23 protein-coding genes are annotated in these 22,844 nt (G+C 58.0%); 8 read left to right on the forward strand and 15 right to left on the reverse strand.

Annotated features, from left to right (window positions below; genetic code table 11):
* Window positions 1–5: 5 nt before the first annotated feature.
* A complete protein-coding gene (locus ACR0I7_RS01095) occupies window positions 6–1,019 on the reverse strand; it encodes a hypothetical protein (protein WP_480507578.1) in 1,014 nt (337 codons plus the stop codon).
* A gap of 146 nt (window positions 1,020–1,165) precedes the next feature.
* Between ACR0I7_RS01095 and ACR0I7_RS01100 the strand changes: the two genes are divergently transcribed.
* From ACR0I7_RS01100 to ACR0I7_RS01110, 3 genes are all read left to right on the forward strand, one after another.
* On the forward strand, window positions 1,166–2,113 hold the full coding sequence (locus ACR0I7_RS01100; protein ID WP_480507580.1) for a DMT family transporter: 948 nt from the start codon (window positions 1,166–1,168) through the stop codon (window positions 2,111–2,113).
* On the forward strand, window positions 2,110–2,772 hold the full coding sequence (locus tag ACR0I7_RS01105) for a sulfotransferase family 2 domain-containing protein (protein WP_480507582.1): 663 nt from the start codon (window positions 2,110–2,112) through the stop codon (window positions 2,770–2,772). The genes ACR0I7_RS01100 and ACR0I7_RS01105 overlap by 4 nt, the downstream gene beginning before the upstream one ends.
* Window positions 2,773–2,957: 185 nt before the next feature.
* Complete coding sequence (locus ACR0I7_RS01110) at window positions 2,958–3,719, forward strand: Hint domain-containing protein (RefSeq protein WP_480507584.1); 762 nt, start codon at window positions 2,958–2,960, stop codon at window positions 3,717–3,719.
* Between the two features lie 55 nt (window positions 3,720–3,774).
* Here ACR0I7_RS01110 and ACR0I7_RS01115 read toward each other — a convergent pair whose 3' ends face one another.
* The 8 genes from ACR0I7_RS01115 to ACR0I7_RS01150 all read right to left on the reverse strand — a co-directional run bounded on the left by ACR0I7_RS01115 (window position 3,775) and on the right by ACR0I7_RS01150 (window position 11,480).
* Window positions 3,775–5,976 (reverse strand): 3-hydroxyacyl-CoA dehydrogenase NAD-binding domain-containing protein, encoded by a 2,202-nt coding sequence (locus ACR0I7_RS01115; protein ID WP_480507586.1) that lies wholly within the window; start codon window positions 5,974–5,976, stop codon window positions 3,775–3,777.
* Complete coding sequence (locus ACR0I7_RS01120) at window positions 5,969–6,457, reverse strand: cupin domain-containing protein (RefSeq protein ID WP_480507588.1); 489 nt, start codon at window positions 6,455–6,457, stop codon at window positions 5,969–5,971. The genes ACR0I7_RS01115 and ACR0I7_RS01120 overlap by 8 nt, the downstream gene beginning before the upstream one ends.
* Entirely contained in the window at window positions 6,457–7,668 is a 1,212-nt protein-coding gene (locus tag ACR0I7_RS01125) for an acetyl-CoA C-acetyltransferase (protein WP_480507590.1), read from the reverse strand. The genes ACR0I7_RS01120 and ACR0I7_RS01125 overlap by 1 nt, the downstream gene beginning before the upstream one ends.
* A gap of 10 nt (window positions 7,669–7,678) precedes the next feature.
* Window positions 7,679–8,317, reverse strand: a complete 639-nt coding sequence (locus tag ACR0I7_RS01130; protein WP_480507592.1) for a glutathione S-transferase family protein — start codon at window positions 8,315–8,317, stop codon at window positions 7,679–7,681.
* 51 nt (window positions 8,318–8,368) lie between these two features.
* Window positions 8,369–8,581: a hypothetical protein gene (locus ACR0I7_RS01135; RefSeq protein WP_480507594.1), complete on the reverse strand. Its 213-nt coding sequence runs from the start codon at window positions 8,579–8,581 to the stop codon at window positions 8,369–8,371.
* 54 nt (window positions 8,582–8,635) lie between these two features.
* Entirely contained in the window at window positions 8,636–10,417 is a 1,782-nt protein-coding gene (locus ACR0I7_RS01140; RefSeq protein ID WP_480507596.1) for an acyl-CoA dehydrogenase C-terminal domain-containing protein, read from the reverse strand.
* Between the two features lie 39 nt (window positions 10,418–10,456).
* Window positions 10,457–10,858 carry a MerR family transcriptional regulator gene (locus ACR0I7_RS01145; RefSeq protein WP_480507598.1) on the reverse strand — a complete coding sequence of 134 codons (402 nt, stop codon included), beginning with the start codon at window positions 10,856–10,858 and terminating at the stop codon, window positions 10,457–10,459.
* Window positions 10,859–11,111: 253 nt separating this feature from the next.
* On the reverse strand, window positions 11,112–11,480 hold the full coding sequence (locus tag ACR0I7_RS01150) for a MerR family transcriptional regulator (protein WP_480507599.1): 369 nt from the start codon (window positions 11,478–11,480) through the stop codon (window positions 11,112–11,114).
* A 115-nt stretch (window positions 11,481–11,595) separates the two neighbouring features.
* Here ACR0I7_RS01150 and ACR0I7_RS01155 point away from each other — a divergent pair, with 115 nt between their 5' ends.
* Genes ACR0I7_RS01155 through ACR0I7_RS01165 form a run of 3 tightly spaced genes read left to right on the forward strand, consistent with a single transcriptional unit; the run spans window position 11,596 to window position 13,853 of the window.
* On the forward strand, window positions 11,596–12,015 hold the full coding sequence (locus tag ACR0I7_RS01155) for a PaaI family thioesterase (RefSeq protein ID WP_480507601.1): 420 nt from the start codon (window positions 11,596–11,598) through the stop codon (window positions 12,013–12,015).
* Window positions 12,016–12,534, forward strand: a complete 519-nt coding sequence (locus ACR0I7_RS01160; RefSeq protein WP_480507603.1) for a PaaI family thioesterase — start codon at window positions 12,016–12,018, stop codon at window positions 12,532–12,534.
* Window positions 12,535–12,536: 2 nt separating this feature from the next.
* A complete protein-coding gene (locus tag ACR0I7_RS01165; protein WP_480507605.1) occupies window positions 12,537–13,853 on the forward strand; it encodes an MATE family efflux transporter in 1,317 nt (438 codons plus the stop codon).
* Here ACR0I7_RS01165 and arsC read toward each other — a convergent pair.
* The 3 genes from arsC to ACR0I7_RS01180 form a co-directional block, all read right to left on the reverse strand.
* Window positions 13,850–14,191, reverse strand: coding sequence for an arsenate reductase (glutaredoxin) (gene arsC / locus ACR0I7_RS01170; protein WP_480507607.1), 342 nt, complete (start codon window positions 14,189–14,191; stop codon window positions 13,850–13,852). The two genes, ACR0I7_RS01165 and arsC, sit on opposite strands and share 4 nt — an antisense overlap.
* Complete coding sequence (locus ACR0I7_RS01175; RefSeq protein ID WP_480507609.1) at window positions 14,188–15,246, reverse strand: quinone-dependent dihydroorotate dehydrogenase; 1,059 nt, start codon at window positions 15,244–15,246, stop codon at window positions 14,188–14,190. Before ACR0I7_RS01175 ends, arsC begins: the two co-directional genes overlap by 4 nt.
* A 94-nt stretch (window positions 15,247–15,340) precedes the next feature.
* Entirely contained in the window at window positions 15,341–15,679 is a 339-nt protein-coding gene (locus ACR0I7_RS01180) for a DUF952 domain-containing protein (protein WP_480507611.1), read from the reverse strand.
* 108 nt (window positions 15,680–15,787) lie between these two features.
* Here ACR0I7_RS01180 and ACR0I7_RS01185 point away from each other — a divergent pair, with 108 nt between their 5' ends.
* Window positions 15,788–17,371, forward strand: coding sequence for a bifunctional metallophosphatase/5'-nucleotidase (locus ACR0I7_RS01185; RefSeq protein WP_480507613.1), 1,584 nt, complete (start codon window positions 15,788–15,790; stop codon window positions 17,369–17,371).
* Between the two features lie 60 nt (window positions 17,372–17,431).
* Here the strand turns inward: ACR0I7_RS01185 and ACR0I7_RS01190 are convergent, their stop codons facing one another.
* On the reverse strand, window positions 17,432–19,084 hold the full coding sequence (locus ACR0I7_RS01190) for a tetratricopeptide repeat-containing sulfotransferase family protein (protein WP_480507615.1): 1,653 nt from the start codon (window positions 19,082–19,084) through the stop codon (window positions 17,432–17,434).
* 164 nt (window positions 19,085–19,248) lie between these two features.
* Between ACR0I7_RS01190 and mnmH the strand changes: the two genes are divergently transcribed.
* The gene (gene mnmH, locus ACR0I7_RS01195; protein WP_480507617.1) at window positions 19,249–20,301 is read left to right on the forward strand and encodes a tRNA 2-selenouridine(34) synthase MnmH; all 1,053 of its coding nucleotides are present in this window, start codon (window positions 19,249–19,251) and stop codon (window positions 20,299–20,301) included.
* On the opposite strand, the gene selD is transcribed toward mnmH, so the two are convergent.
* Window positions 20,292–22,451 (reverse strand): selenide, water dikinase SelD, encoded by a 2,160-nt coding sequence (selD, locus tag ACR0I7_RS01200; RefSeq protein WP_480507618.1) that lies wholly within the window; start codon window positions 22,449–22,451, stop codon window positions 20,292–20,294. The two genes, mnmH and selD, sit on opposite strands and share 10 nt — an antisense overlap.
* A 5-nt stretch (window positions 22,452–22,456) precedes the next feature.
* The gene (locus ACR0I7_RS01205; RefSeq protein WP_480507620.1) at window positions 22,457–22,843 is read right to left on the reverse strand and encodes a Na+/H+ antiporter subunit G; all 387 of its coding nucleotides are present in this window, start codon (window positions 22,841–22,843) and stop codon (window positions 22,457–22,459) included.
* Window position 22,844: the final 1 nt, after the last annotated feature.

Here is a 22,844-nt window from a genome sequence, read left to right on the forward strand (position 1 = left end):
CCCGTTCACTCGCCGCAGATGTTTTGCAACTGAACCCAATCGCGGTCCGGCAGGACCTGTTCCAGCGTTCGCCCTGCCATCGGGTCAGCCTCGATCAATCCCAGAACCGTCTCGCCCGTGATGTCGCGGGCGTAGGCGTAGGGGGTTGAGGGCATCGCGGCCTGCGCAAACATCGCAAGCAGTTGATCATCCGTCAGCGTCGGTCGCGGTTCGGATAGTACCTGTTCCGCATAGGTATCCACAATATCGGCGGTCAGCTGGCCGGTGGTAAGCAGACGGAACGCCGCAGAAGGTCCGGTGTGGTTCAACAGATCGTCCAGCGGATCACTATACGCCGCAAGTGCGCGCTCGGCGATCACATAGCCGGCAGCAACGGCGGGGTCTTCATGATCTTCGACAAGTGCGCGGTTCAGCAGGATGGTCCCGCCGGGTAGGCTGAGGCTGTCTTTTACCCCTGCGGGCAGAATCACAATCTGACGGACACCTGTGCGCCGCGCAAGACGATCCAGTGAGGCCTGCGCGTCCGGCGAAGCACAGGCGCGCCCGGACACCCGTTCGATCCGTTGCAGAATCGTGTTGCCAATCTCTTGCCTCTTGATCGCCGGCACGACCGAGACGACATGGCTTTGCAGAGCATCGGGCAGCCAAAGCAGCAGCACTGCCGCCACCACTGCGACAACGCCTCCGACGCTGAGCCACCGAAGCCGGCCGGGACGCGGACGTGCCTTTTCGATGGCGCGCTGCAACCTGTCTATCGCCTCAATCATTGTGGTCTCGGATTCATCCAGCTCAAGCGTCTCACCCGGGTCGCCATCGGGGTTGAAAACCGCCGGGTACGCGCCGGGGTTTTGACGTTCAAGCGCTGCCAGAGACCAATGGGTCAGCGCATGATCATTGAAGTCCGAGATCGTCAGTGTTGCCTCGCCAATCGAGACCACTACCTCGCGCCGCTGTTCATCGGGCGAGGGGCGCCACAGACCGGTGGCTTCGATCCGCTGGTACTGTTTTAGTGCGGTCATGGAACTGGTTACTGCTCGTTCTCGTTTGAGATGAGCTTAGCATGTTGCCGCCTCGGGGCGCAAACTTGTTGCGATATGTTTCGCAATTATGCTGGATACTAGAACTGCCGTTTTGGCAGGCCGTTGAAAGGGAGCGGGATACAAAAATGCATGCGCCGCCGCAGACCTCTCTGATGCTGGCATCCGTGTTGATGGTGGCGTCGATGGCGATCATCGGGGTCATCGACAACTTTGTGATCCGGCTGGCAGAAACCATTGGTCTTTGGCAGTTTCATTTCAGCAGGGCGCTGATGATGTTGCCGCTTATCGGGGTGCTTTCGTTGTTGGGCTTCGGCAGCCTGCGGCCACGTCGGATAGGTTTTGTCCTGTTGCGCAGCGTTCTGATCACCCTGGCGATGCTGTTTTATTTCAGCGCTCTGGCCCTGATGCCGATTGCGCAGGCGTTGGCTGGGCTGTTTACCTCGCCTATTTTTGTCCTGTTGATTTCGGCGCTGTTTCTCAGGCAACCGATCGGGCCATGGCGCATTCTGGCGGTGTTGATGGGGTTTGTTGGTATCATGTGCGTATTGCAACCCGATCTGCGGTCTTTCGATATGCTGACTCTGTTGCCGGTGGCCGGAGGGTTCTTTTACGCGCTCAGCGCCATTGTCACGCGCACCCGCTGCGCAGATGAAAGCACAGTTGCCCTGCTGGCGACGATGATCACAACACTGGGTCTGGCCGGAGGGATCGGGCTGCTCGGCTTTACGTTCTTTCCTATGGCGACGCCCGAGGGACCCGCAGGTTTTGTGACGCGGGGCTGGGTCTGGCCGATGGATCTGGCCTTGCCCTGGGTTTTGGTGCAGGCGGTCGGATCAACGGTTGCCGTCTTTATGTTGATCAAAGCTTATCAGCTTGGCGAGCCGTCTTATGTCGCTGTCTTTGAATACTCAGTTATGATCTTTGGGCCACTCTTTGCGTGGGTTGCACTGGGGCAGACCATCGGTCAGCTGCAGATTGCAGGTATCGCTCTGATCGCGGCCGCAGGTGTGTTGCTGGGATGGAGGACCGCGCGTGCCGAGGCAGCGCCGCGGGCACAGGCGGGCAAGGCTTGATTATCTCAACCGGACGCTCCTATATCTTCGTGCATATGCCCAAGACCGGGGGAACCTCGCTTGCGCTGGCGCTGGAACAGCGGGCGATGAGGGATGACATCCTTTTTGGGGATACGCCCAAAGCGCTGAGGCGGCGCAAGCGCAAGAAGCACCTGCGGGCGCGGGGACGTCTTTGGAAACACGCGACGCTGGCGGATATTGATGGGGTCCTGTCTGCCGATCAGATGCAGGGCCTGTTTGCCTTCACCCTTGTGCGCAACCCATGGGACCGGATGGTCAGCTACTATCACTGGCTGCGAGGGCAGACATTTGACCACAAGGCGGTCACGCTCGCTAGGTCGCTGGATTTTGAGGCCTTTGTATTGCATCCCGAGACGCAGAGCGCATTCCACCAAAGCCCTGCGCGGCACTACATGACGCGCGCGGATGGGGTAGAGCAATGCCAGGCCTATATCCGGCTAGAGCATTTCGAACAGGATGCCGCACCGCTGATGGCACATTTGGGCTTTGATATCTCGCTGCCGCATCTCAACATGTCTGAACGGGACCGGGACTATCGTCGGTACTACTCATCCAGAAGCGCGCGCGCCGTTGCGTCTGCTTGTGCCGAGGATATCGAAAGATTCGGATATCGGTTCGATGAGCTTCGTGGCCATTAGTTTCCAAAATTGGAATAAATGCCGATTTTGCACCCGGAGTGTCTCTGAAACCCTCGGGAATCCATCCATTTTCGGCTTAATCTGGGCCTAAAAGTGTCAAAAATAAGTCCTCCGTCGTGTTTTCATGCTAGTACAGTGACGTAGTTTGTTGGTGCCAAAAGGGGGTGAGGCACGTGTTGGAAGTAGTGAGTATTCATAGTTTTTCGGATCGGTCGGACATCTCTGAACAGGATGGTGTTCAAGAAGCTGTTTCGCCGCGTCGAGGCGGTTTCCTGCATGGGACCAAAATTGCAACGACCAGTGGCTGGAAAGTGGTCGAACGGATTGTGGTCGGTGACCTAGTGCGCACACTGGACCATGGTTTCCGTGAGGTGCGACGCATTTCGGTGGATCGGGTTGCAATTCCCGAAGGTGAGAGCCGCCCTGAGAGTTTGCCGATTTTCGTGCCGGCGCAGGCGGCCTATAACGGCAACCCTGTCTGGCTGATGCCCGAGCAGGGGATCGCGCTGGACCTCAGTAAAATCGACAACGAAGCGGGCGGCTTTTCGGTTGTTCCGGCCAGGCTTCTGAACGGGAAATGCAGGTTAAGTTCGCAGGTTCCTGGGTCTTCATTTGATGTCAGAACGCTGTATTTCGACGAAGATGAGGTGATTTTTGTTCAGGGTGGGTTGCAGGCCTTCTGTTCTTGCGGTCGTTTCAGCATGCGGCCGCGGCCCAACCGGATCAGCTATCCTGTTGCAACAGAAGACGAAGCAACCGCGCTGATTGATATGTTGGCGGCCAAGGGCGATTTATCTGCCTTGTCAAACCCGATGGGCGCACTGCCTGCGCCGATCCCGCAGGATCCGATTTTTCCTATCCGGCCACCGGCGGGGATGCGTCGTCCGGGGCGTCCGGGGCGGCCGAACATGCCGACCTTGTTCTTAAGGTCCGAATGGCGGCTTTGACGGGACCGATTTAGAAGTGATGGCAGGCGCGCGGTGGGGCGCGCCTGCATGTCATTTAGGCGGCTTTTGCTTCAGGATCGAAGCGTGCGTAGAAACTTTGACCTTTCTCGGCCATTTCACGCAGCAATGGAGGGCAGGCAAAGCGGTCCCCGTAAGCCTCGGCCAACTGATCGCAGCGCTTTGCGGCGTAGGGCGTACCGATGATGTCCAGCCAGCTCAGCGGGCCGCCGGACCAGGGTGCAAAGCCCCAGCCCAGAATGGCACCGACGTCGCCTTCACGGATATCTTCCAGAACACCTTCCTCCAGCGCACGAACGGCTTCCAGAACCTGCGCAAACATGAGGCGTTCCTGCACTTCGATCAGGTCGGGCTGTTCATCAGACTGCGGGTACTTGTCCTGCAGACCTTTCCAATACTCGATGCGCTTGCCCTTGTCGTCATAGTCGAAGAAGCCTGCATTCGCCTTGCGGCCCAAGCGACCCTGGTCTTCCATCCAGAAGATCAGATCGTCCGATGGGCTTTCCGGATAAGCATTGCCCATCGCGGCCTTGGTGGCACGTGCAATCTTGGCGCCCAGATCAATCGAGGTCTCATCCGTCAGTTGGATTGGGCCCACCGGGAAGCCCAGCTGACGCGCAGCGTTGTCGATCAGAACCGGGCTTACGCCTTCGGCGATCATCCGCACGCCCTCGTTGATGTAGGGGATGATGCAGCGGTTGGCGTAGAAGAAACGCGCATCGTTGACCACGATCGGCGTTTTTCGGATTTGGCGCACATAGTCTAGCGCCTTGGCCACCGCACGATCGCCGGTTTCCTTGCCTTTGATGATCTCAACCAGGAACATCTTCTCGACCGGTGAGAAGAAGTGGATGCCGATGAACTGTTCGGGCCGTACTGAGGCTTTCGCCAGATCGGTGATCGGCAGGGTCGAGGTGTTTGAGGCAAAGATGCAGTCCTCGGGGATGATCGCCTCGACCTTCTTGGTCATCTCGGCCTTGACGCCGGGGTCCTCAAACACGGCTTCGATGATCAGATCGCAGCCCTTGAGATGATCCAAGTCTGGGGTCGCTGTGATCTGACCCAGCATAGCCTCTTTCTTTTCAGCCGTGACCTTGCCGCGTTTGATACCCTTGTCCAGATAGTCCTCGGTATAGGCCTTGCCCTTGTCCGCCGCCTCTTGATCCCGGTCGATCAGAACAACCTCCATACCGGCCTGAGCCGAGACCAAAGCGATGCCAGCCCCCATCATGCCTGCGCCCAGAACGCCGATCTTTTTGACCCGCTGATCGGGCACATCCTTGGGCCGCACCGCGCCTTTCTCCAACGCTTCCTTATTTAGGAACAACGACCGGATCATGGCTGACGAGGACGGGTTCATCAGTACATTGGTAAACCAGCGTGCTTCGATCTTCAGCGCAGTGTCGAAGTCAACCAGCGCGCCTTCATAGATCGAACTCAGCAAGGCCTTGGCTGCCGGGAATGCGCCTTGGGTCTTGCCGTTGACCATCGCGCTGGCACCGACAAAGGTCATGAAACCCGCGGGGTGGTAGGGCGCGCCACCGGGCATTTTGTAGCCCTTGGCATCCCATGGCTTCACCAGATCAGCATCCTTGGCGTTCAGAACCCATTCCTTGGCCGCTGCGACCGGATCATCCGCCACGGCGTCGATCAACTGCGCGCCTTTGGCCTTGCCCGGATCCATCATTTTGCCTTCCAGTAAGACCGGAGCCGCTGCCATCGCGCCAACCATACGGCTATAGCGCATGGTGCCGCCACCACCTGGGAAGATGCCCAGCAGAATTTCGGGCAATCCGATTTTGGATTTCGGGTTGGTGGTCATCACGCGGTAATGACAGGCCAGAGCAATCTCAGTCCCTATCCCGGCGCAGGTGCCATTGATAGCGCAGGCCACCGGCTTGCCGCCTTTTTTGGTCTTGGGGTCCATCCCGGCCAGTTCCAGTTTGCGCAGGATGTGATGCCCGCCCATGACGAAATCGAACAGGGCCTGCGCAGGCTCATCACCTGCTTCTTCGCGGATCGTAGCCAGCGTGCCCAGGTCCATGCCACCGGCAAAAGACCCTTCTTTGCCCGAGGTGATGACAATGCCTTTGACCTCGTCATCTTCCAGCGCTTGATCGATCAGCGCGCTGACTTCCTGAAATGCCTCGCGGGTCAGGACGTTCATGGATTTGCCCTGCGCGTCCCAGGTGACGATTGCAACGCCGTCGGCGTCTTTGGTCAGAGTGAAGTCAGTCATTGTCATCTCCAATCTGGTCAGCCGTCAGCGGGCTGCCGTCCTTACGGGTAAAGCGAAAGTCATCGCCCTCAAACTTCACCATCATATCTATGTCGCTGTAGTAGCCGGTCTCAGTCGGGGTACGGGTACCTACCACCAAAAAACTCGCGGGCGCATCGGATTTGTTCACAAGGTGGTGGCCATTGGCGTCACCGGCGGGCCACGCGGCGCAGTCGCCGGGCAGCATCTCATGCTCACCATCGTCGTCGATTAGCACGCATGTGCCGCTGAGCATGATGGCGAACTCATCCTGCTCCATGTGGTAGTGGCGCAACGAGGACAGGCCATTTGGCTCTAACCGCACAATATTGACCCCAAATTGGGTCAGGCCGTTCGCGTCGCCCAAAGGTTGCACATAGCGGTCGTCGCCTGCTTTAGCCAGCTTGCCGGGATAGCCCGAACCGTTCCGAAACGGGATTTTGGAAAGATCAATTTTGGGCATCAGACACGCTCGATAATTGTAGCCGCACCCATGCCGGACGCAATGCAAAGCGTAGCCAGACCGGTTTCCTTGTCCTGACGCTCCAGCTCATCCAGCAGTGTTCCGATGATCATCGCACCGGTTGCGCCCAGTGGGTGACCCATAGCGATCGAGCCGCCGTTGACGTTGACTAGTTCAGGGTCGACATTGAATGCCTGCTGGAACCGGAGCACAACAGAAGCGAAGGCTTCGTTCACTTCGAACAGGTCCAGATCGCTGATCTTCATACCGTTATCGGCAAGGATTTTCTCGGTCACCGGAACCGGGCCGGTCAGCATAATGGTCGGGTCGGTGCCGATCTTGGCGGTCGCCTTGATGCGTGCGCGTGGTTTGAGCCCGTATTTTTCGCCGAACTCTTTGTTACCGATCAAAACCGCAGCGGACCCGTCTACGATGCCCGAGCTGTTGCCCGCGTGGTGGATATGGTTGATCCGCTCAAGATGCGGGTATTTGATCATCGCGACCTTGTCGAAGCCGGGCATCTGCTCGCCCATCATCTGAAACGACGGGTTTAGGGCGCCAAGTGACTGCATATCGGTGCCGGGGCGCATATATTCGTCGCGGTCCAGAATGGTGAGGCCGTTTTGATCTTTGACCGATATAACCGATTTTTCGAACCGGTTTTCTTCCCAAGCTTTTGCGGCACGTTTCTGCGATTCCACGGCCAACGCATCGGCGTCATCCCTGCTGAAACCATACTCGGTTGCGATAATGTCCGCCGAGATCCCTTGCGGCACGAAATAACTGTCCATTGCCAGCGTCGGGTCTACTGCAATTGCTGCGCCGTCGCTGCCCATGGCCACGCGGCCCATCATTTCTACACCACCCGCGATATAAGCGTCGCCTGCGCCACCTTTGACCTGATTTGCGGCCAAGTTCACGGCTTCCATACCCGAGGCGCAGAACCGATTTATCGCGAGGCCGGGGATCGATTGATCAAGGTCTGATGCAAGAACCGCCGAACGTGCAAGGCAGCCGCCTTGTTCTTTTACCTGAGTGACGTTGCCCCAGATTACATCTTCAACAGCGTGGCCTTCCAGATTGTTCCGCTCTTTCATCGCGTTCAGGGTCACGGCAGACAGGCGCACCGAGGTCACCTCGTGCAGGCTGCCGTCCTTACGGCCCTTGCCGCGCGGGGTGCGTATGGCGTCATAGATATAGGCTTCGGTCATGGGGGTCTCCTTAAGCGCGATCCGACGGGTTGCCGGGCATCAGGTCGTAGGGGGCTTTCCAGCCAGGCTGTTCGCTGAGGCGTGTCAGCCAGGCATCGATATGGGGCCAGTCAGCGCGGTCAAAGCCGAATGGTTCAGGATAGTAGAGATAGCCGCAGCAGCTGAGATCGGCATTGGTAACGCCATCGCCAACGATCCAGTCGCGGCCATCCAGATGGTTATTCAACACTTGATAAGCGGCTTTCAAACGGCCTTGGTTAAAGGCGATGACATCCGGGTTGCGATGTTCCTCTGGCAGGAAGTTGATCAGAAAACGCGTCAACCCTGCCATCGAGCTGAGCTTGTGGTTGTCCCACAGAACCCAGCGGAAGATGTCATAGTTCTCTTCCCGGTTGCCGCCGCCGAACTTGCCGGACTTTTCCGTCACATAGGCCTGAATGGCTCCGGACTGGGAGGTGCGGAAATCACCGTCGATCATGACGGGCACTTCACCCATTTCATTCACGTCGGCACGGTATTCGGGGGTGCGTGTTACGCCATTGAAAAAGTCGACAAAAACCGGCTCCCATTCCAGCCCCGACATCTCGAGCGCCAGCGCGGCTTTGTACGAGTTACCGCTTTCTCCAAAACAGTGAAGTTTTATGGTCATGTGATGCCCCCTCCCGTGGTGCATTCAAAATTATTTTTCCCAACCAAGCTCTTAGCGTTTGCGCGCTTCCAGTTCCGAGTTAAAAACCCTGAGGCGTCGGGTTAGGTTGTCCTCATCAATCAGACTGTTGAAGTTTTCGAAAAGAAAAGACAGGGCTTCGCCTTCGTCCAGACCGGCCTCACGGGCAAAGCCTCTGAGCCGACGATAGCCGTCTTCGGTCATCGCGACCGGAAAGCGGCGGGTCAGGCGAAAGCGTTTTGGCATCGTGTCTCCTTGTAATGAGGGCCCGGACCGCGAGGCCCGAGCCCCACACTCAGATCAGAAATTCGCCGCGTCCAGTGCCATTACCGTGTCTGCACCGGTCTGAATGCGGGCGAGATGCATGGCGGTCGCCGGCAGGCGGCGCGCCATGTAGAAGCGGCCAGTGTTGATCTTGGTTTCGTAGAACTCTTTGTCCGAGGCACCACCATCCAACGCGTCTTGAGCGGCTTTGGCCATCTGCGCCCACATCAGGCCTAGGCAGACATGGCCAAACATATGCATGAAGTCATAGGAGCCAGCCAGAGCGTTGTTGGGGTTCTTCATGCCCTCCTGCATGAAATACATGCCAGCGGCTTGCAGGTCTTTTGAGGCGGCTTTCAACGGTTCGATGAAGGCCTTGTCATAAGCGTCGTCCTTGCCGCCGTTTTCCTTGCAGAAGGTTTTGACCATGTCGAAGAAGGCCATGACGTGCTTGCCACCATCCTGCGCCAGCTTACGGCCCACAAGGTCCAGCGCCTGTACGCCATTTGCACCCTCATAGATCATCGCAATCCGCGCGTCGCGGGTGTATTGTGACATACCCCATTCTTCGATGTAACCGTGGCCGCCATAGACCTGCTGGGCCTGAACGGTCATGTCGTACCCCTCATCGGTCAGGAAGCCCTTGATGACCGGGGTCAGCAACGAGATCAGCCCGTCCGCGTCCTTGTCACCCGACCGATGCGCCTTGTCGATCATCGTCGCGCCCCACAGGATGAACGCGCGGGCGCCTTCGGTGAAGCTTTTCTGGTCCATCAGGTTGCGGCGGATGTCCGGATGCACGATCAGTGGATCGGCGGGGCCGTCCGGGTTTTTCACGCCGGTTACGTCACGCCCCTGCAGACGGTCCTTGGCATACTCCAGCGCGTTCTGGAACGCAGCCTCGGCTTGGGACAGCCCCTGCATGCCCACACCCAGACGCGCCTCGTTCATCATGGTGAACATGGCGCGCATGCCCTTGTGTTCCTCGCCCAGCAGCCAGCCGGTGGCTTCGTCATAGTTCATAACGCAGGTCGAGTTGCCATGTATGCCCATTTTCTCTTCGATCTTGCCGACCGAGACACCGTTGCGTTCACCCAGGCTGCCGTCTTCGTTCACGAGGAACTTTGGCACTATGAACAGCGACACGCCCTTGATCCCCTCGGGGCCGCCGGGAATCTTGGCCAGCACCAGATGGATGATGTTGTCGGCCATGTCGTGATCGCCAGCGGAGATAAAGATCTTCTGGCCAGAAATCTTGTAGCTGCCATCACCTTGCGGCTCTGCTTTGGTGCGCATCAGCCCCAGATCGGTGCCACAATGCGGTTCGGTCAGGTTCATGGTACCGGTCCATTCACAGCTGACCATGTTGGGCAGGTATTTGTTCTTCTGCTCATCCGACCCGTGCGCCAGAATGGCCGATGCCGCACCATGGGTCAGGCCCTGATACATCGTGAAGGCCTGATTGGAGCCCGAGAACATCTCGCCCACTGCTGTACCGATCACATAGGGCATGCTCTGGCCGCCATACTCTTCCGGCATGTCGAGGCCAGTCCAGCCACCCTCCTTCATCTGCTCGAAGGCGTCTTTGAAGCCTGTAGGAGTGTAGACAATCCCGTTTTCCAACCTGCAACCTTCGGCGTCACCGACCACGTTCAGCGGATGCAGAACATTGGTCGCCACCTTGCCTGCTTCTTCCAGCACGGCGCCAGTGAATTCTGCTTCAAGATCGCTGTACCCCGGAATATTCGATTCCGAGACTTTCAGAACATCGTGCAGAATGAACTGCATATCTTTGGTTGGTGCGTTGTAAACGGGCATTTGAAACTCCCTTAATTCAGATGTCCGGGGCGGCTGGTTTTACTCGGCCGCCTTCTTTTCTTGTTTCATCGAGGCGATGACTTTTTCGCCCCAGCGCAACTGCTCTTTCAGGTCATTGATGGCTTGCGACAGCTCTTCGCGGCGCGATTCCATGTCGGCTAAACGCTCACAAGCAATCTCGTAGGTGCGAGACATTTGCGTCAGCTGTTGATCGCCCACATGGTACAAGTCCAGAAGCTGGCGAATTTCTTCAAGACTGAACCCAAAACGTTTGCCGCGCAGGATTAGTTTGAGGCGCGCCCGATCTCGTTTCGTGAATAGGCGCTTCTGCCCTTCGCGGATTGGAAACAGAAGCTCCTTGGCCTCATAGAACCGCAACGTTCTGGGCGTGACGTCGTAGGTCTCGCACATTTCGCGGATGGTCATCAGGTCTTCGGTCATCAGTTAACACTCTCATCGCTGGCGTTGTGCGGCATGAGTTGCGCAGTTGGTACCCGCTTTACAACATGTAGATGACGTTTACGTAATGGGGACGCTACGTCACAAATAAGTTGACGTAACATCCGGTCGCGTTAAGCAGTCTGCAGATAATTTTATTGCCCTTAGGTCAAGTCGAAAACGACTTTGATGGGCCGCATAGCGCAAAGTCGTTGTGACGGGCTGTGTGCAAACGCCTGACGAAGTTAGTTGATGCCTATTGCAGCGAGTTGGCTGTCTGATCCCGCAGGCGGGTCAGTTCGTCCAGCGCTTCGTCCAGCTGCCGTCGCTGCTGCCGCAGCTCGTCCATCTGCCGGTCTGCCATTTCGACAAAGGCTTCCATCTGCGCGCGGTTGCCTTTGTCTTCGTAGATCAGCAACCACTGACGAATTTCTTCTAGTGGAAATCCGAACCTGCGTCCCCGCATGATCAGCTCCATCCGCGCGCGCTCACGGGCTCCATAAAACCGCGAGCGACCATCTCGGTCCGGCTGCAGCAGTTCGATATACTCGTAGTAACGCAATGTGCGAGGCGTGACATCAAACTCGGTGCACATCTCTTTGAAGGACAAACGTTTGTCGGACATCCCTGGTCTCCTCGGCGGCAGCCTATGGCGTCATGCCTCCAAGCGCAACAGGCGGGCTTGCTCTTTGCCGCTCGGACGGCTCATAAAGTAGAAGGAGACGAGAGGACACATACCAATGGTCGACAAGTCAGTGTTTGCGCGCCAGTTCATCGAGGCGATCCCCCATGCGCGGGCCCTAGGCCTATCGTTGACCCATATCGGGGCTGGTGAGGCAGAGATCGCCATGGCGTACAACAAAGAACTGGTTGGTGACCCAAGGACCGGTGTCATCCATGGCGGGGCGGTGTCGACCATGCTGGATACGTGCTGTGGAGCAGCCGTTATGAGCCATCCCTCGGCCCCGGGGGCGACCGCGACCATTGATCTGCGTATCGATTATATGCGCGCAGCGACACCGGGTCAGACGATCGTGACGCGTGCCTCGTGCTATCATATCACGCGGAACGTGGCCTTTGTGCGCGCCACCGCGATGGATGATGACACAGACCGACCTGTCGCCACGGCTTCGGGTGCGTTCACGGTTGCGGGGGCTTGAATGGCACGTCCCCGTCCCGAACCAATCCAGATCGTCAAACAGCGCCGGGATGCCGCGCTGAAGGCGCTTGTTGAAGGTGTGCCCTATATCCGGTTCCTCGATATCAGCTTTGACCGGCGCGGTGATGAATTGACCGGAGTGCTGAATTTCGATGAAAAGCTGATTGGCAACCCGATGTTGCCCGCGCTGCACGGAGGCGTGACAGCCGCATTTCTCGAGGTCACGGCCGTTATCACGCTGAGTTGGTCGCATATGTTTCCCAAGATCGAAAGCGGCGAGATTGACGCCAGCGACCTGCTGAAGGACGACACGATCCGGTTTCCCAAAACCATCGACTTCACGGTCGACTATCTGCGCTCGGGTCTGCCGCGTGATGCTTATGCACGGGCCTTTGTCAGCCGGTCAGGGCGGCGCTATGCCTCTGTCCGGGCCGAGGCGTGGCAGGACAATCACGACAGACCCTTCGCGCAGGCGACGGGTCATTTCCTGATGCCTCAACCCACGCCGGACATGCCCTGAACATGCAGAGTACTTCTGCACCGATCACCCACTGCCGCATTCTCAAAATTGCCGGCCCGATTGTGCTATCGAATGCAACCGTTCCCATTTTGGGGGCCGTGGATACAGGTGTCGTAGGGCAGATGGGGCAGGCGGCCCCGATCGGTGCGGTTGGCATGGGGGCCGTTATCCTGTCGGCGATCTATTGGGTGTTTGGCTTTCTCAGGATGGGTACCACAGGTTTGGCGGCACAGGCACGTGGCGAAGGGGATACCGATGAGACCAGCGCCCTGCTGATGCGCGGTCTGCTGCTGGGGGGCGCCGCCGGGCTGCTCTTTGTCTTGATGCAGGTGGCCTTATTCGCGGGCGCCTTTGCCCTGTCCCCCGCCAGCCCCGAGGTCGAGAGCCTGACGCGAGACTATTTGCAGATACGCATCTGGGGCGCGCCTGCCACCATTGCGCTCTATGCGATTACCGGCTGGCTGATTGCGGTCGAGCGCACCCGCGGGGTGTTTGTGCTGCAGGTCTGGATGAATGGTCTGAACATCCTGTTGGACCTGTGGTTCGTGTTGGGGCTGGGCTGGGGCGTCGAAGGGGTGGCGGTTGCAACCCTGATCGCGGAATGGACGGGGCTGGCGCTGGGGCTTTGGCTGTGCGGGGATGCCTTTGCGGGCAGTCAGTGGTGCAACTGGTCCCGCATCTTCGACGCCGCGCGCCTGCGTCGCATGATGCAGGTCAACGGCGATATCATGATACGCTCGGTTCTGTTGACCGGGGCCTTTACAACCTTTCTTTTCGTGGGCTCCGATCTGGGGGACGTGAATCTGGCTGCCAACCAGATATTGCTGCAGTTCCTCGAAATCACGGCCTTTGCGCTGGATGGTTTCGCATTTTCAGCCGAGGCGCTGGTCGGAGGCGCCGTTGGCGCGCGGGATCGGCTCAGGGTCAGGCGCGCGTCAATCATGGCGTCCCAGTGGGGCGTGGGTGGCGCAGTTGCGCTGACGGTTTTTTACTTTGTCGCGGGTCCCGCCCTGATTGATCTGATGTCGACATCTCCCGACGTGCGTGCAGCGGGGCGAGAGTTCCTGTTCTGGGCCGCAATCGCGCCTCTGATTGGCGTCGCCAGCTGGATGCTGGATGGTATTTACATCGGGGCGACATGGACACGTTCGATGCGGAATGCGATGATCCAATCGGTTGGTATCTACATCGTAGCGCTGTTTGTTCTTGTACCACTGTTGGGTAATCACGGGCTGTGGGCCGCGCTGATGATCCTGAACATTGCACGCGGCGCGACACTCGGCGCGCGCTATCCGAAGCTTGAGGCGCAGGTGGCCTAAAGCAGCGCTAACAGGTTCTCAGTTGGGCGTCCGATTGCGGCGCAGGCTTTGGTAAAGGCCAAGGGACGCTCGATCAGGATTGGATTCTCGGCCATCGCGTTGATCAGATCATCTTCGCTGCTGGTTTTGGTCAGCCCCAGCTCTTTGAAACGGGTCTCTCCGCTGCGCATCATATCGATCACGGGAACACCCAGCAATGCGCGAGCTGCGCGCAGTTCCTCGGCCGAGGGCGCATCTTCAAGGTATTTACGCACGCTGATCTGCGCGCCACGTTCTTCCAGCAGAGCCAGGCCCGCGCGCGATTTTGAACAACGTGGATTGTGCCAATATTCGATCACAGCCAGTCCTTTCGTTTGCTGCCCACGGCCTGAGAAACGGTGTCGAACCCGTCGCGCGCTAGCAAATCGTCCAACCCTTTTGCGATATCGGCAGCCAGCGAGATGCCGCCGTAAACCATCGCCGTATAGAACTGAACCGCAGATGCCCCGGCACAGATTTTGGCATAGGCCTGTTCAGCATTCCCAATACCACCAACGCCGATCAACGGGATTTCGCCCTGCGTCAGCTCACTGAGTTTCGCCAGCACCCGCGTAGATTTTTCAAACAAAGGCGCGCCGGACAGCCCGCCGGTTTCGCCCTTGTGAGGGCTACGCAGGCCCTCGCGCGACAGGGTGGTGTTAGTGGCGATGACCGCATCCACGCCGGTTTCTTTCGCGACTTCGGCGATGTCTTCCAACTCGGCTTCGGTCAGATCCGGCGCGATTTTGAGAAAGATCGGCAACCGGCGAGGCAGGGCGTCGCGTGTCTCAACAACGCCGCCCAGCAACGCACCAAGCGCAGCCTTGCCCTGCAGGTCGCGTAGTTTTTCGGTGTTTGGGGATGAGACATTCACGGTCGCGAAATCAAGATAGGCCTCGCAATGCGCCAGCACCTTTGCGAAATCGCCGGGGCGGTCGTCGCTGTCTTTGTTCGCACCCAGATTAAGGCCGATCACCGCATCCGCGGGGCGGTTGGACAGACGCTCGGCCATGACCTCCATCCCGGCATTGTTAAAGCCGAACCGGTTGATGGCGGCCTTGTGTTCGGACAGGCGGAACAGGCGCGGTCTGGGATTGCCCGGCTGTGGGCGCGGCGTAACGGCCCCCACTTCGATAAAGCCAAATCCAGCGCGGGACAGCGGGGCCAACACCTCGCCATTCTTATCAAACCCGGCGGCCAGCCCCACAGGGTTGGGAAGCTTAAGGCCGGCAATCTGCGTCTTCAGACGGGGCGAGGTCACAGGACCCGGCGCGGGCGCCAACCCCGACTTCAACACTTTGATCGACAGGCCATGAGCGGTTTCGGGGTCAAAACGATGCAGGAGGGCGAGGCCTATTTTCTCGGTCAGGTTCATTTGGAAAGGGGTCCAATTTGGGCCGTAGAAGAAGAACACGTGTGCTGGGTCAGGTCGCAGGGTTCGGGATGTTTTCCTGCTTTGATCAACACGATCACACCATTTCTTTTGGAAACTGATGAGCCTGTCCATCGAACGGCAGGTCACGCGCCCAAACAACGTCTGTCATACGGATCTGCCGGTAGAGATGGGGGAAAAGGGCACCGCCGCGCGACACTTCCCATTTCAGATCATCGCCCATCGCCTCTGCATCGCAGGCAAGTAGGGTTAGGCCTTCAACGCCGGCAAAGTGCTTGGCCGCCGTTTCCGCCGCCTGCTTGGCCGTTGAAAAATGTACATACCCGTCAGTGATATCGATGGGCGCGCCGTCGGATGCGCCCTGTGCCTGCAGTGCGGCCCATTCGTCCGCCCGGAAAATCTTGTAGATAAGCATATGGTCCTGATGCCCCGCGCGGCGGGTAGAATCAAGCCGGATTTCCCCCTTTGACTCTTTGCCTCGCCCGTCGCACGATCCTGTTAATCAACGACAGGGAGTTTCAATATGTTCACCCGATTCATGACATCGGCAGCTGCGCTGGCACTGACGGCCGGCATGGCGGCCGCTGAATACAAACTGACCATTTTGCATACCAATGACCTTCACAGCCGCATCGAGTCGATAAACAAATACGATTCGACCTGTGACGCCGAAGGTGAAGCCGAAGGGAAATGCTTTGGCGGCGTTGCGCGCCTCAAGACAATGGTGGATGCCCGGCGCGACGCTTTAGCGGACGACAACGTGCTGCTGCTGGACGCAGGTGACCCGTTTCAGGGCTCGCTGTTCTACACCACCTATAAAGGTGCCGCAGAGGCCGAGTTCATGGAAGCGATCGGCTATGATGTCATGGCAGTCGGCAACCATGAGTTCGATGACGGCCCCGAGGGTCTTGCCGCATTTATCGACGCCGTCAGCTTTCCGGTGATCTCCGGCAATCTGGATCTGTCAGCATCGGCTGAGCTGAAGGACAAAGTGGGCAACCACGTCGTTCTGGATGTTGGCGGTCAGAAAGTCGGGATTATTTCGGCACTGGCGACCGATACGGTCGAAACATCCAGCCCCGGTGAAGACGTGGTTTTTCAGGATGAAATCGAAAGCCTGACGGCGGATGTCGCTGCCTTGCAGCAAGAAGGTGTCAACATCGTCATCGCGCTTACCCATGTGGGACTGGCCAAAGATCTTGAGATCGCTGAGAAGGTCCCGGGTCTTGATCTGGTGATTGGCGGCCATTCTCACACGCTGCTGTCCAACACTCAGGAAGGTGCCGCGGGGGCATATCCGACGATGGTTGGTGATGTGCCGGTTGTTCAGGCCTATGCCTATTCGAAATATCTGGGCGAGGTCACGCTGACCTTCGACGATGATGGCAATCTGATCTCAGCTGAAGGCGAACCGATCCTTCTGGATGCATCGGTTGAGCCCAACGCAGATATCGCCGCCCGTGTGGCTGAGATGGGCGCGCCTATCGAAGAAATGAAGCAGCGCGTTGTGGCAAGTTCAGCTGCCTCCATCGAAGGCGATCGATCGGTTTGCCGTGTGCAGGAATGCGAGATGGGTAACCTTGTAGCAGATGCCATGCTGGCCCGAGTTGCGGATCAGGGTGCACAGATTGCCATCGCCAATTCGGGCGGTTTGCGTGCCTCGATTGATCCCGGCGACGTGACCATGGGCGAAGTGCTGACGGTACTGCCGTTCCAGAATACGCTCTCAACCTTTGAGATCAACGGTCAGGGGGTCATTGATGCGCTGGAAAACGGTGTCAGCCAGGTTGAAGAAGTGAAAGGCCGGTTCCCGCAGGTCGCGGGCCTGACATTCACCTGGGACCCTGCGGTTGCCCCGAATGAGGGCCGCATCACCGAGGTAATGGTCGCCAGCGGAGATGGTTTCGTGCCGATCGACCCTGCTGCAACCTATCTGGTGGTCACCAACAACTATGTCCGCAATGGCGGCGACGGGTACAAGATGTTCTCGGGCGAAGACAAGAACGCTTATGACTTTGGCCCTGATCTTGCGGATGTGACTGCAGAATATCTTGCGGCGAACGCGCCTTATCAGCCTTATGTCGACGGACGTATCAAGCAGAAGTAAAGACCAAGAGCACAACAAAAAAGGCCGCGCTTTCCGGGCGCGGCCTTATACATACGAGGATCAGCTGAAATCATATTCGGGCCAAAGCGACGGATCGAACCCTTTCAACATCGGTTCAAGATGCTCGGCCACGTCGCGCCAGCCGCCGATCGAGTTGGTTGAGATTTTTTGCCGGACCTGATCAATGCTCGCCGTGCGCACCTGTTTGGCGTTCTTTTCGGGATGCATCATCACCCCGTGCCATTCGATTCCGCAGAAGCTGGCCACTTTTTTGCTGTAGGTTTCCGCGTCGATAACCAGCTTTTCGTAAGGGATGGTTAGAATGCGGTCCCCGAAGACGGCTTTCCAATGGGTCATATAGCGGCGGTACAAGTTCGCGGAATGCGCAATCGATTTCAGGTTTGAGGCGTACCGCATACCACCCGCGGGGAACCTTCTGATCCATTTAGACAGGCCAACATCGCGCGGATCGCGCAGCATGTTGATGACCTTGGCATTGGGAAAGGCGGCCAACAGGAAGCCAACACGCTGATAGTTATGCGGCATTTTATCGACAAAAGCGGTTGCGTTTTCGGCGATGGGCGGCATCAGCCTGCGAAACTCGTTGGCATATTCCAAAGCGTCAGCTGAGTTGAAGCGTTTTTTCTCTTCTACAGCTGCATAAGACAGATCCGCACCCAAAGTCAGTTCCCCACACCCCGATACGTTTGGCATCGAACTTAACATCATCTCCATCAGCGAGGTGCCCGAGCGTGGTTGCCCAATTACAAAGATGGGCAGTGGTGATCCCTCTGAACCACTGGTTGGCAGCGTTGCGTCTTGGGGGAAAAGGTCACAGATCTTCTGGAATTTTTTCTCTTCGTTCTCAAAATGATACGGACTTAGTCTATGTTGAGCTGCGTTGGCCCGAGCGAATTGCGGCAATGCTGCACTGAGATCTTGCAGTTTTGCGATCAGGTGTGCTTTGGCAAATTCAAGCTCAGACACCACATGACCCTCGGCCGCAATTGCCGTATCCACCTGACCAGAGAGCGTCTCGGCTTGATCCCGGCTCGCCATGGCCGACAGCTGTAGCAAGGCTTCAATGCTCTCTGGATCACGTTCCAACACGGTCCACAGTAACTCTGCGCTTTTCTGTTTGTCGCCGCTTTGGTGTAGGCTCACAGCTTTTCTGACGGCGATTGCAGTGTTATCCGGGCTGAGTTCAAATGCCCGATCCGTATCGCGAGTGCTGTCCGCCTCGAAGCCGATCTTTTCATATGCCCGCGCACGAGTGGCGTAGTACTTTGCGTTTTCCGGTTCTTTCCTGAGGCGCTCATTGGCATACTCAATGATCGCGCGCCAATTGCCAGCCTTAAGCTCAATTTCGTCAAGGACACGTGTGAGTTCTGCGCTATATGGAAACTCGACCAGCTTTTGTTCCGCATAAGTAAGTGCGCGCGCGATTTGCCCGGTCTGCATGAGCGCATTCGCTAAGTTTTCGGCGAATTGGGGGTCGTCCGGCTTCATCCGAGAGGCTTCGACAAAATGTGGGATAGACTTCCGGTATTGCTTCATTTCCGTCAAAGCGAAACCCGATATCGCGTGAAAGTCGGTATCTTTCGGGAACTTCTTAAGGCCCAGCTGCGCCTTCTTCAGAGCTTGAGGATACCTGCCTGCCTTCAGATAGCCTACCGCTGCATCCTTGAGGGATTTCGCTGTCTGATTTGCCATGTGATCTGCTCGAAATTGTGTCCGTCTGAAACGACTATCGATGTTTAATTGCGCCTACGGGCGCAGTTTTCAATAACCCATGCTGGTAAGCGCGCCAACTGCCGTCTGTACCAGGAAAACCCTGCCTGCTTTCATTTCGGTCACCCGCGCGATAGATCATCTACATGGTTTTAGAAGTCCTGCGTCTGCCCAAGCTCTATTCTCACGTCTTCGACACTGTGATCGATGTACGCAGCCCGGCAGAGTTCGCCGAGGATCATCTGCCAGGAGCGATCAATTTTCCTGTTCTGGATGATGATGAACGCGCGCGTGTTGGTACGATGTATGTACAGCAAAGCCCGTTTCTGGCGCGAAAACTCGGGGCGGCGTTGGTGTTTCGCAACGCAGCGAACCATATTGAGCAACGCCTGAGCCACCACGACGGCGGATGGCGACCGCTGGTGTATTGCTGGCGTGGTGGGCAGCGATCAGGGGCGTTCACATGGATGCTGCAGCAGATCGGATGGCGGGCTGAGGTTATCGAAGGGGGCTATCGCACCTATCGCCGCCTTGTGAAACGGTATCTTTATGACGACCCTCTGCCCCACAGGCTGGTCGCGCTTGACGGATATACAGGCACGGCCAAGACCGAGCTGTTGGCTGAGCTGGATGCAATGGGCGTGCAGGTTCTTGATCTCGAGGCGCTGGCCAATCACCGAGGGTCCCTGTTGGGAGAGATGCCCGGGGGTCAGCCCAGCCAAAAGGGCTTTGAGTCAACCTTGGCAGCGGCGCTTTGCGCGCTGGATTCCGATCGTCCCGTTGTGGTTGAGGCCGAATCGTCAAAGATTGGCAATCTGATCCTGCCTCCGCGCCTGTGGGAGGCGCTGCGTGCAGCACCGCGTATCCTGATCTCGGCCCCAATTCAGGCCCGCGCCACGTATCTGGCCCATGCCTATGATGATATCTTGTCAGAAACGGATCGTCTGATTGACCGGCTTTCTCCGCTGAGGGTGCATCGCGGTCACGCGGTTGTGGACGCGTGGATTGAGCTGATCGAGGCGGGTGATAGGCAGGTCTTTACGCAAGCTCTGATGGAACAGCATTATGATCCGGCCTATGACAAATCCCGAAAAGCGCATCCCACCAAGATGATCGCCCGCATCGATGCGCAGACACTTGATAAGACCGGCTTGAAGCAGGTTGCGGGTCGAATTGCGCAGGTGCTGGATCAGCTTTGAAGGTCAATCCCGGGCGTATCAGTCAGTTGGCCTATAACGGCGGCTGGGTATCCCGCGGTTTGCAATTTGCGACACACAGCGTCTGCCTGCTCCGTCGCGACGGCGGCCAGCAGCCCGCCAGCGGTTTGTGGGTCGAATAGAAGGTCTGCCTTGCCGCCCGTGGGCAATTCGGGTGTGATAGCGTGATTATCTGCAAACAGCGTTGACCGGATGTTCTGATGGGCCAGTTCTATTGCGCCGTCCAAAACGGGGATTGCATCCAGGTTCAGGCGTGCACCACAACAGGATGCCTCGCACAGCCCGGCCAAATGACCGGCGAGGCCGAAACCCGTGACATCGGTCATAGCATGCGCCTGAGACAGAATGAGGGCGGCATCCTGCTGAGGTTGTGTCATGATCTGCAATGCAGAGGCAATCCAGGCACCTGCTGCCTGTCCGGCCATCTCAGCGGCCATCAACACGCCGCTGCCGATGGGCTTGGTCAGGATCAACGCATCCCCCGGCTTCCCTCCGGACAGCGTTATCGGCGCGGCCTCGCACAGGCCCGTCACCGTGAACCCGATGGTCAACTCGTCACCCATGGAACTGTGACCGCCGACAATCTCGGCGCCCGCCTGCCGCATAACCTGATCTGCCGTGGTCATTATCTCGTGCATCGTGCGTTGCTGCAGCTCTGCTGACATGCGGGGCAGGATGAGTGTCGCGGTTGCGGCCTGCGCATTGGCACCCATCGCCCATATGTCACCCAGAGCATGTACAGCCGCGATGCGGGTCATCAGTACCGGATCGTTAACAAAGCTGCGCAAATGGTCTGAGCTGATCACCTGGCGCGCACCGCCCGTGGACAGCATCGCAGCATCATCTCCGGGCAGGTCCGTAACATCTTCCCTCTCAGACGCAGGCAAGCCTCGCAGCGCAGCGCGCAGCGCGTTTCGGCCAATCTTGGCCCCGCAGCCGCCGCACATGGGTTTGTCGCCCAGAGCCTCTTCCATGCCCGCGGCATGATGTCTGGGCAGTGTTGGCGTCTGCATTGCGGGCAGGTTGCGGAATTTGTTCATGAAGGTCTGGTCGATGTGGTTTTTCCATTTCCACATCAAGGGGCCGCTGAAAGAGCGCCCCAACCGTTCGGCCAATGCCGATTTCGCACCCAGCGATATGAGTTTCAGATAATCCTTCTGGGGCGCATAGCGCCGCATATGCCCTGATCCGAGTGCGGCGCGTAGGTTGTTGAGCAAAACCGGCGCTTCGCGCACCGCAAAAACCCCGGCTTTAGGGCGCGGGTTTTCAGACAGGTGGGCGCAGTCTCCGGCAGCGAAAATCGCAGGTTCGCTGGTCTGCAAGTATCCGTCGACCTCGACATACTCCTGCTGCAACTTCAGTCCAGTTTCAGCAAGCCACCTATACGGGCGCGCACCCGCCGCGCCCGTAACAAAGGCCGCAGCGATATCGCGACCATCTTCCAGCGTGATCCGATCCTGAGTGATTTGCCGGATATTGGCGTTTTCGATGAGGTCGACGCCCAGTTCGTGCATGGCATCGCGGATGGTCTGTGACGCCGATGGGCTGGTCGCGGTCAGCGCGGTGGCGTTGTCGATCAATGTCACCTGCGCCGTCCGCGACCGCGCGCGCAAGGCATGTGCCATGGCCATCGCCAGCTCAGCCCCGGCCACGCCGCCTCCGATCACGGCAACGGGTGCGGGGCCGGTGCAGTTGAGATAGTCAGCCCATTTGGCGGCAAATGGGCCGAGCGGTTTGGCAGGAACGGCATAGTCAGCAAACCCCGCCATGGACGGCATGTCCGACGTGATCCCAACGTTTATGGATGCGATATCAAAGGCGATCGGCGGGCGGCCCGGAACATGTACGGTTCGAGCATTGGTATCGATGCCGTCGACCGGCCCCAATATGACCCGCGCGCCTGCAAACCGGGAGAGCCTGACCAGATCGATATCCAGCTCCCAGCGTTTGTAATGGCCGGCGACATAGCCCGGCAGCATACCCGAATAGGGGGCCGTCGGGCCCGGATTGATGACGGTTACCCGCACGCCTGCCAAAGGGTTCATACCCCATTTCCGCAGTAACAGCGCGTGCGTATGACCTCCGCCGATCAGAACCAGATCTCGGGTCAGGGGCAGAGGGGTTGTATGCATCGGGGTCAGTTCGTGCTGTGGTCCGGGACGTCTTCGACCTGTTCGACGGCGTGCGTGGCCCAAAGCTCATCCTCGCCCGCATCCGGCAGATCGTTGGGTTTTTCATGCCGATGAATGTGCCATTTTGCAATGAACAGAGCCGTGATCGGTGCAGTGAGGAACAAGAACAGCGTGATCAGCAATTCGTGCAGCGACAGCTTGCCCTCCAGTAGGATCGAGTGCGCGATCGAGGCTAGCAAAACGCCGCCTACACCCAGCGTAGTCGCTTTGGTCGGTGCATGCAGGCGCGACATCGGGTCTTTGAGCTTGATCATGCCAAACGAGCCGACAAAGCCAAAAATGCCCGAGACGATCAGGAAAAACGCGATCAGAAATTCGACGAGAACTGTCATA

This window comes from Ruegeria sp. AM1, from assembly GCF_056540745.1.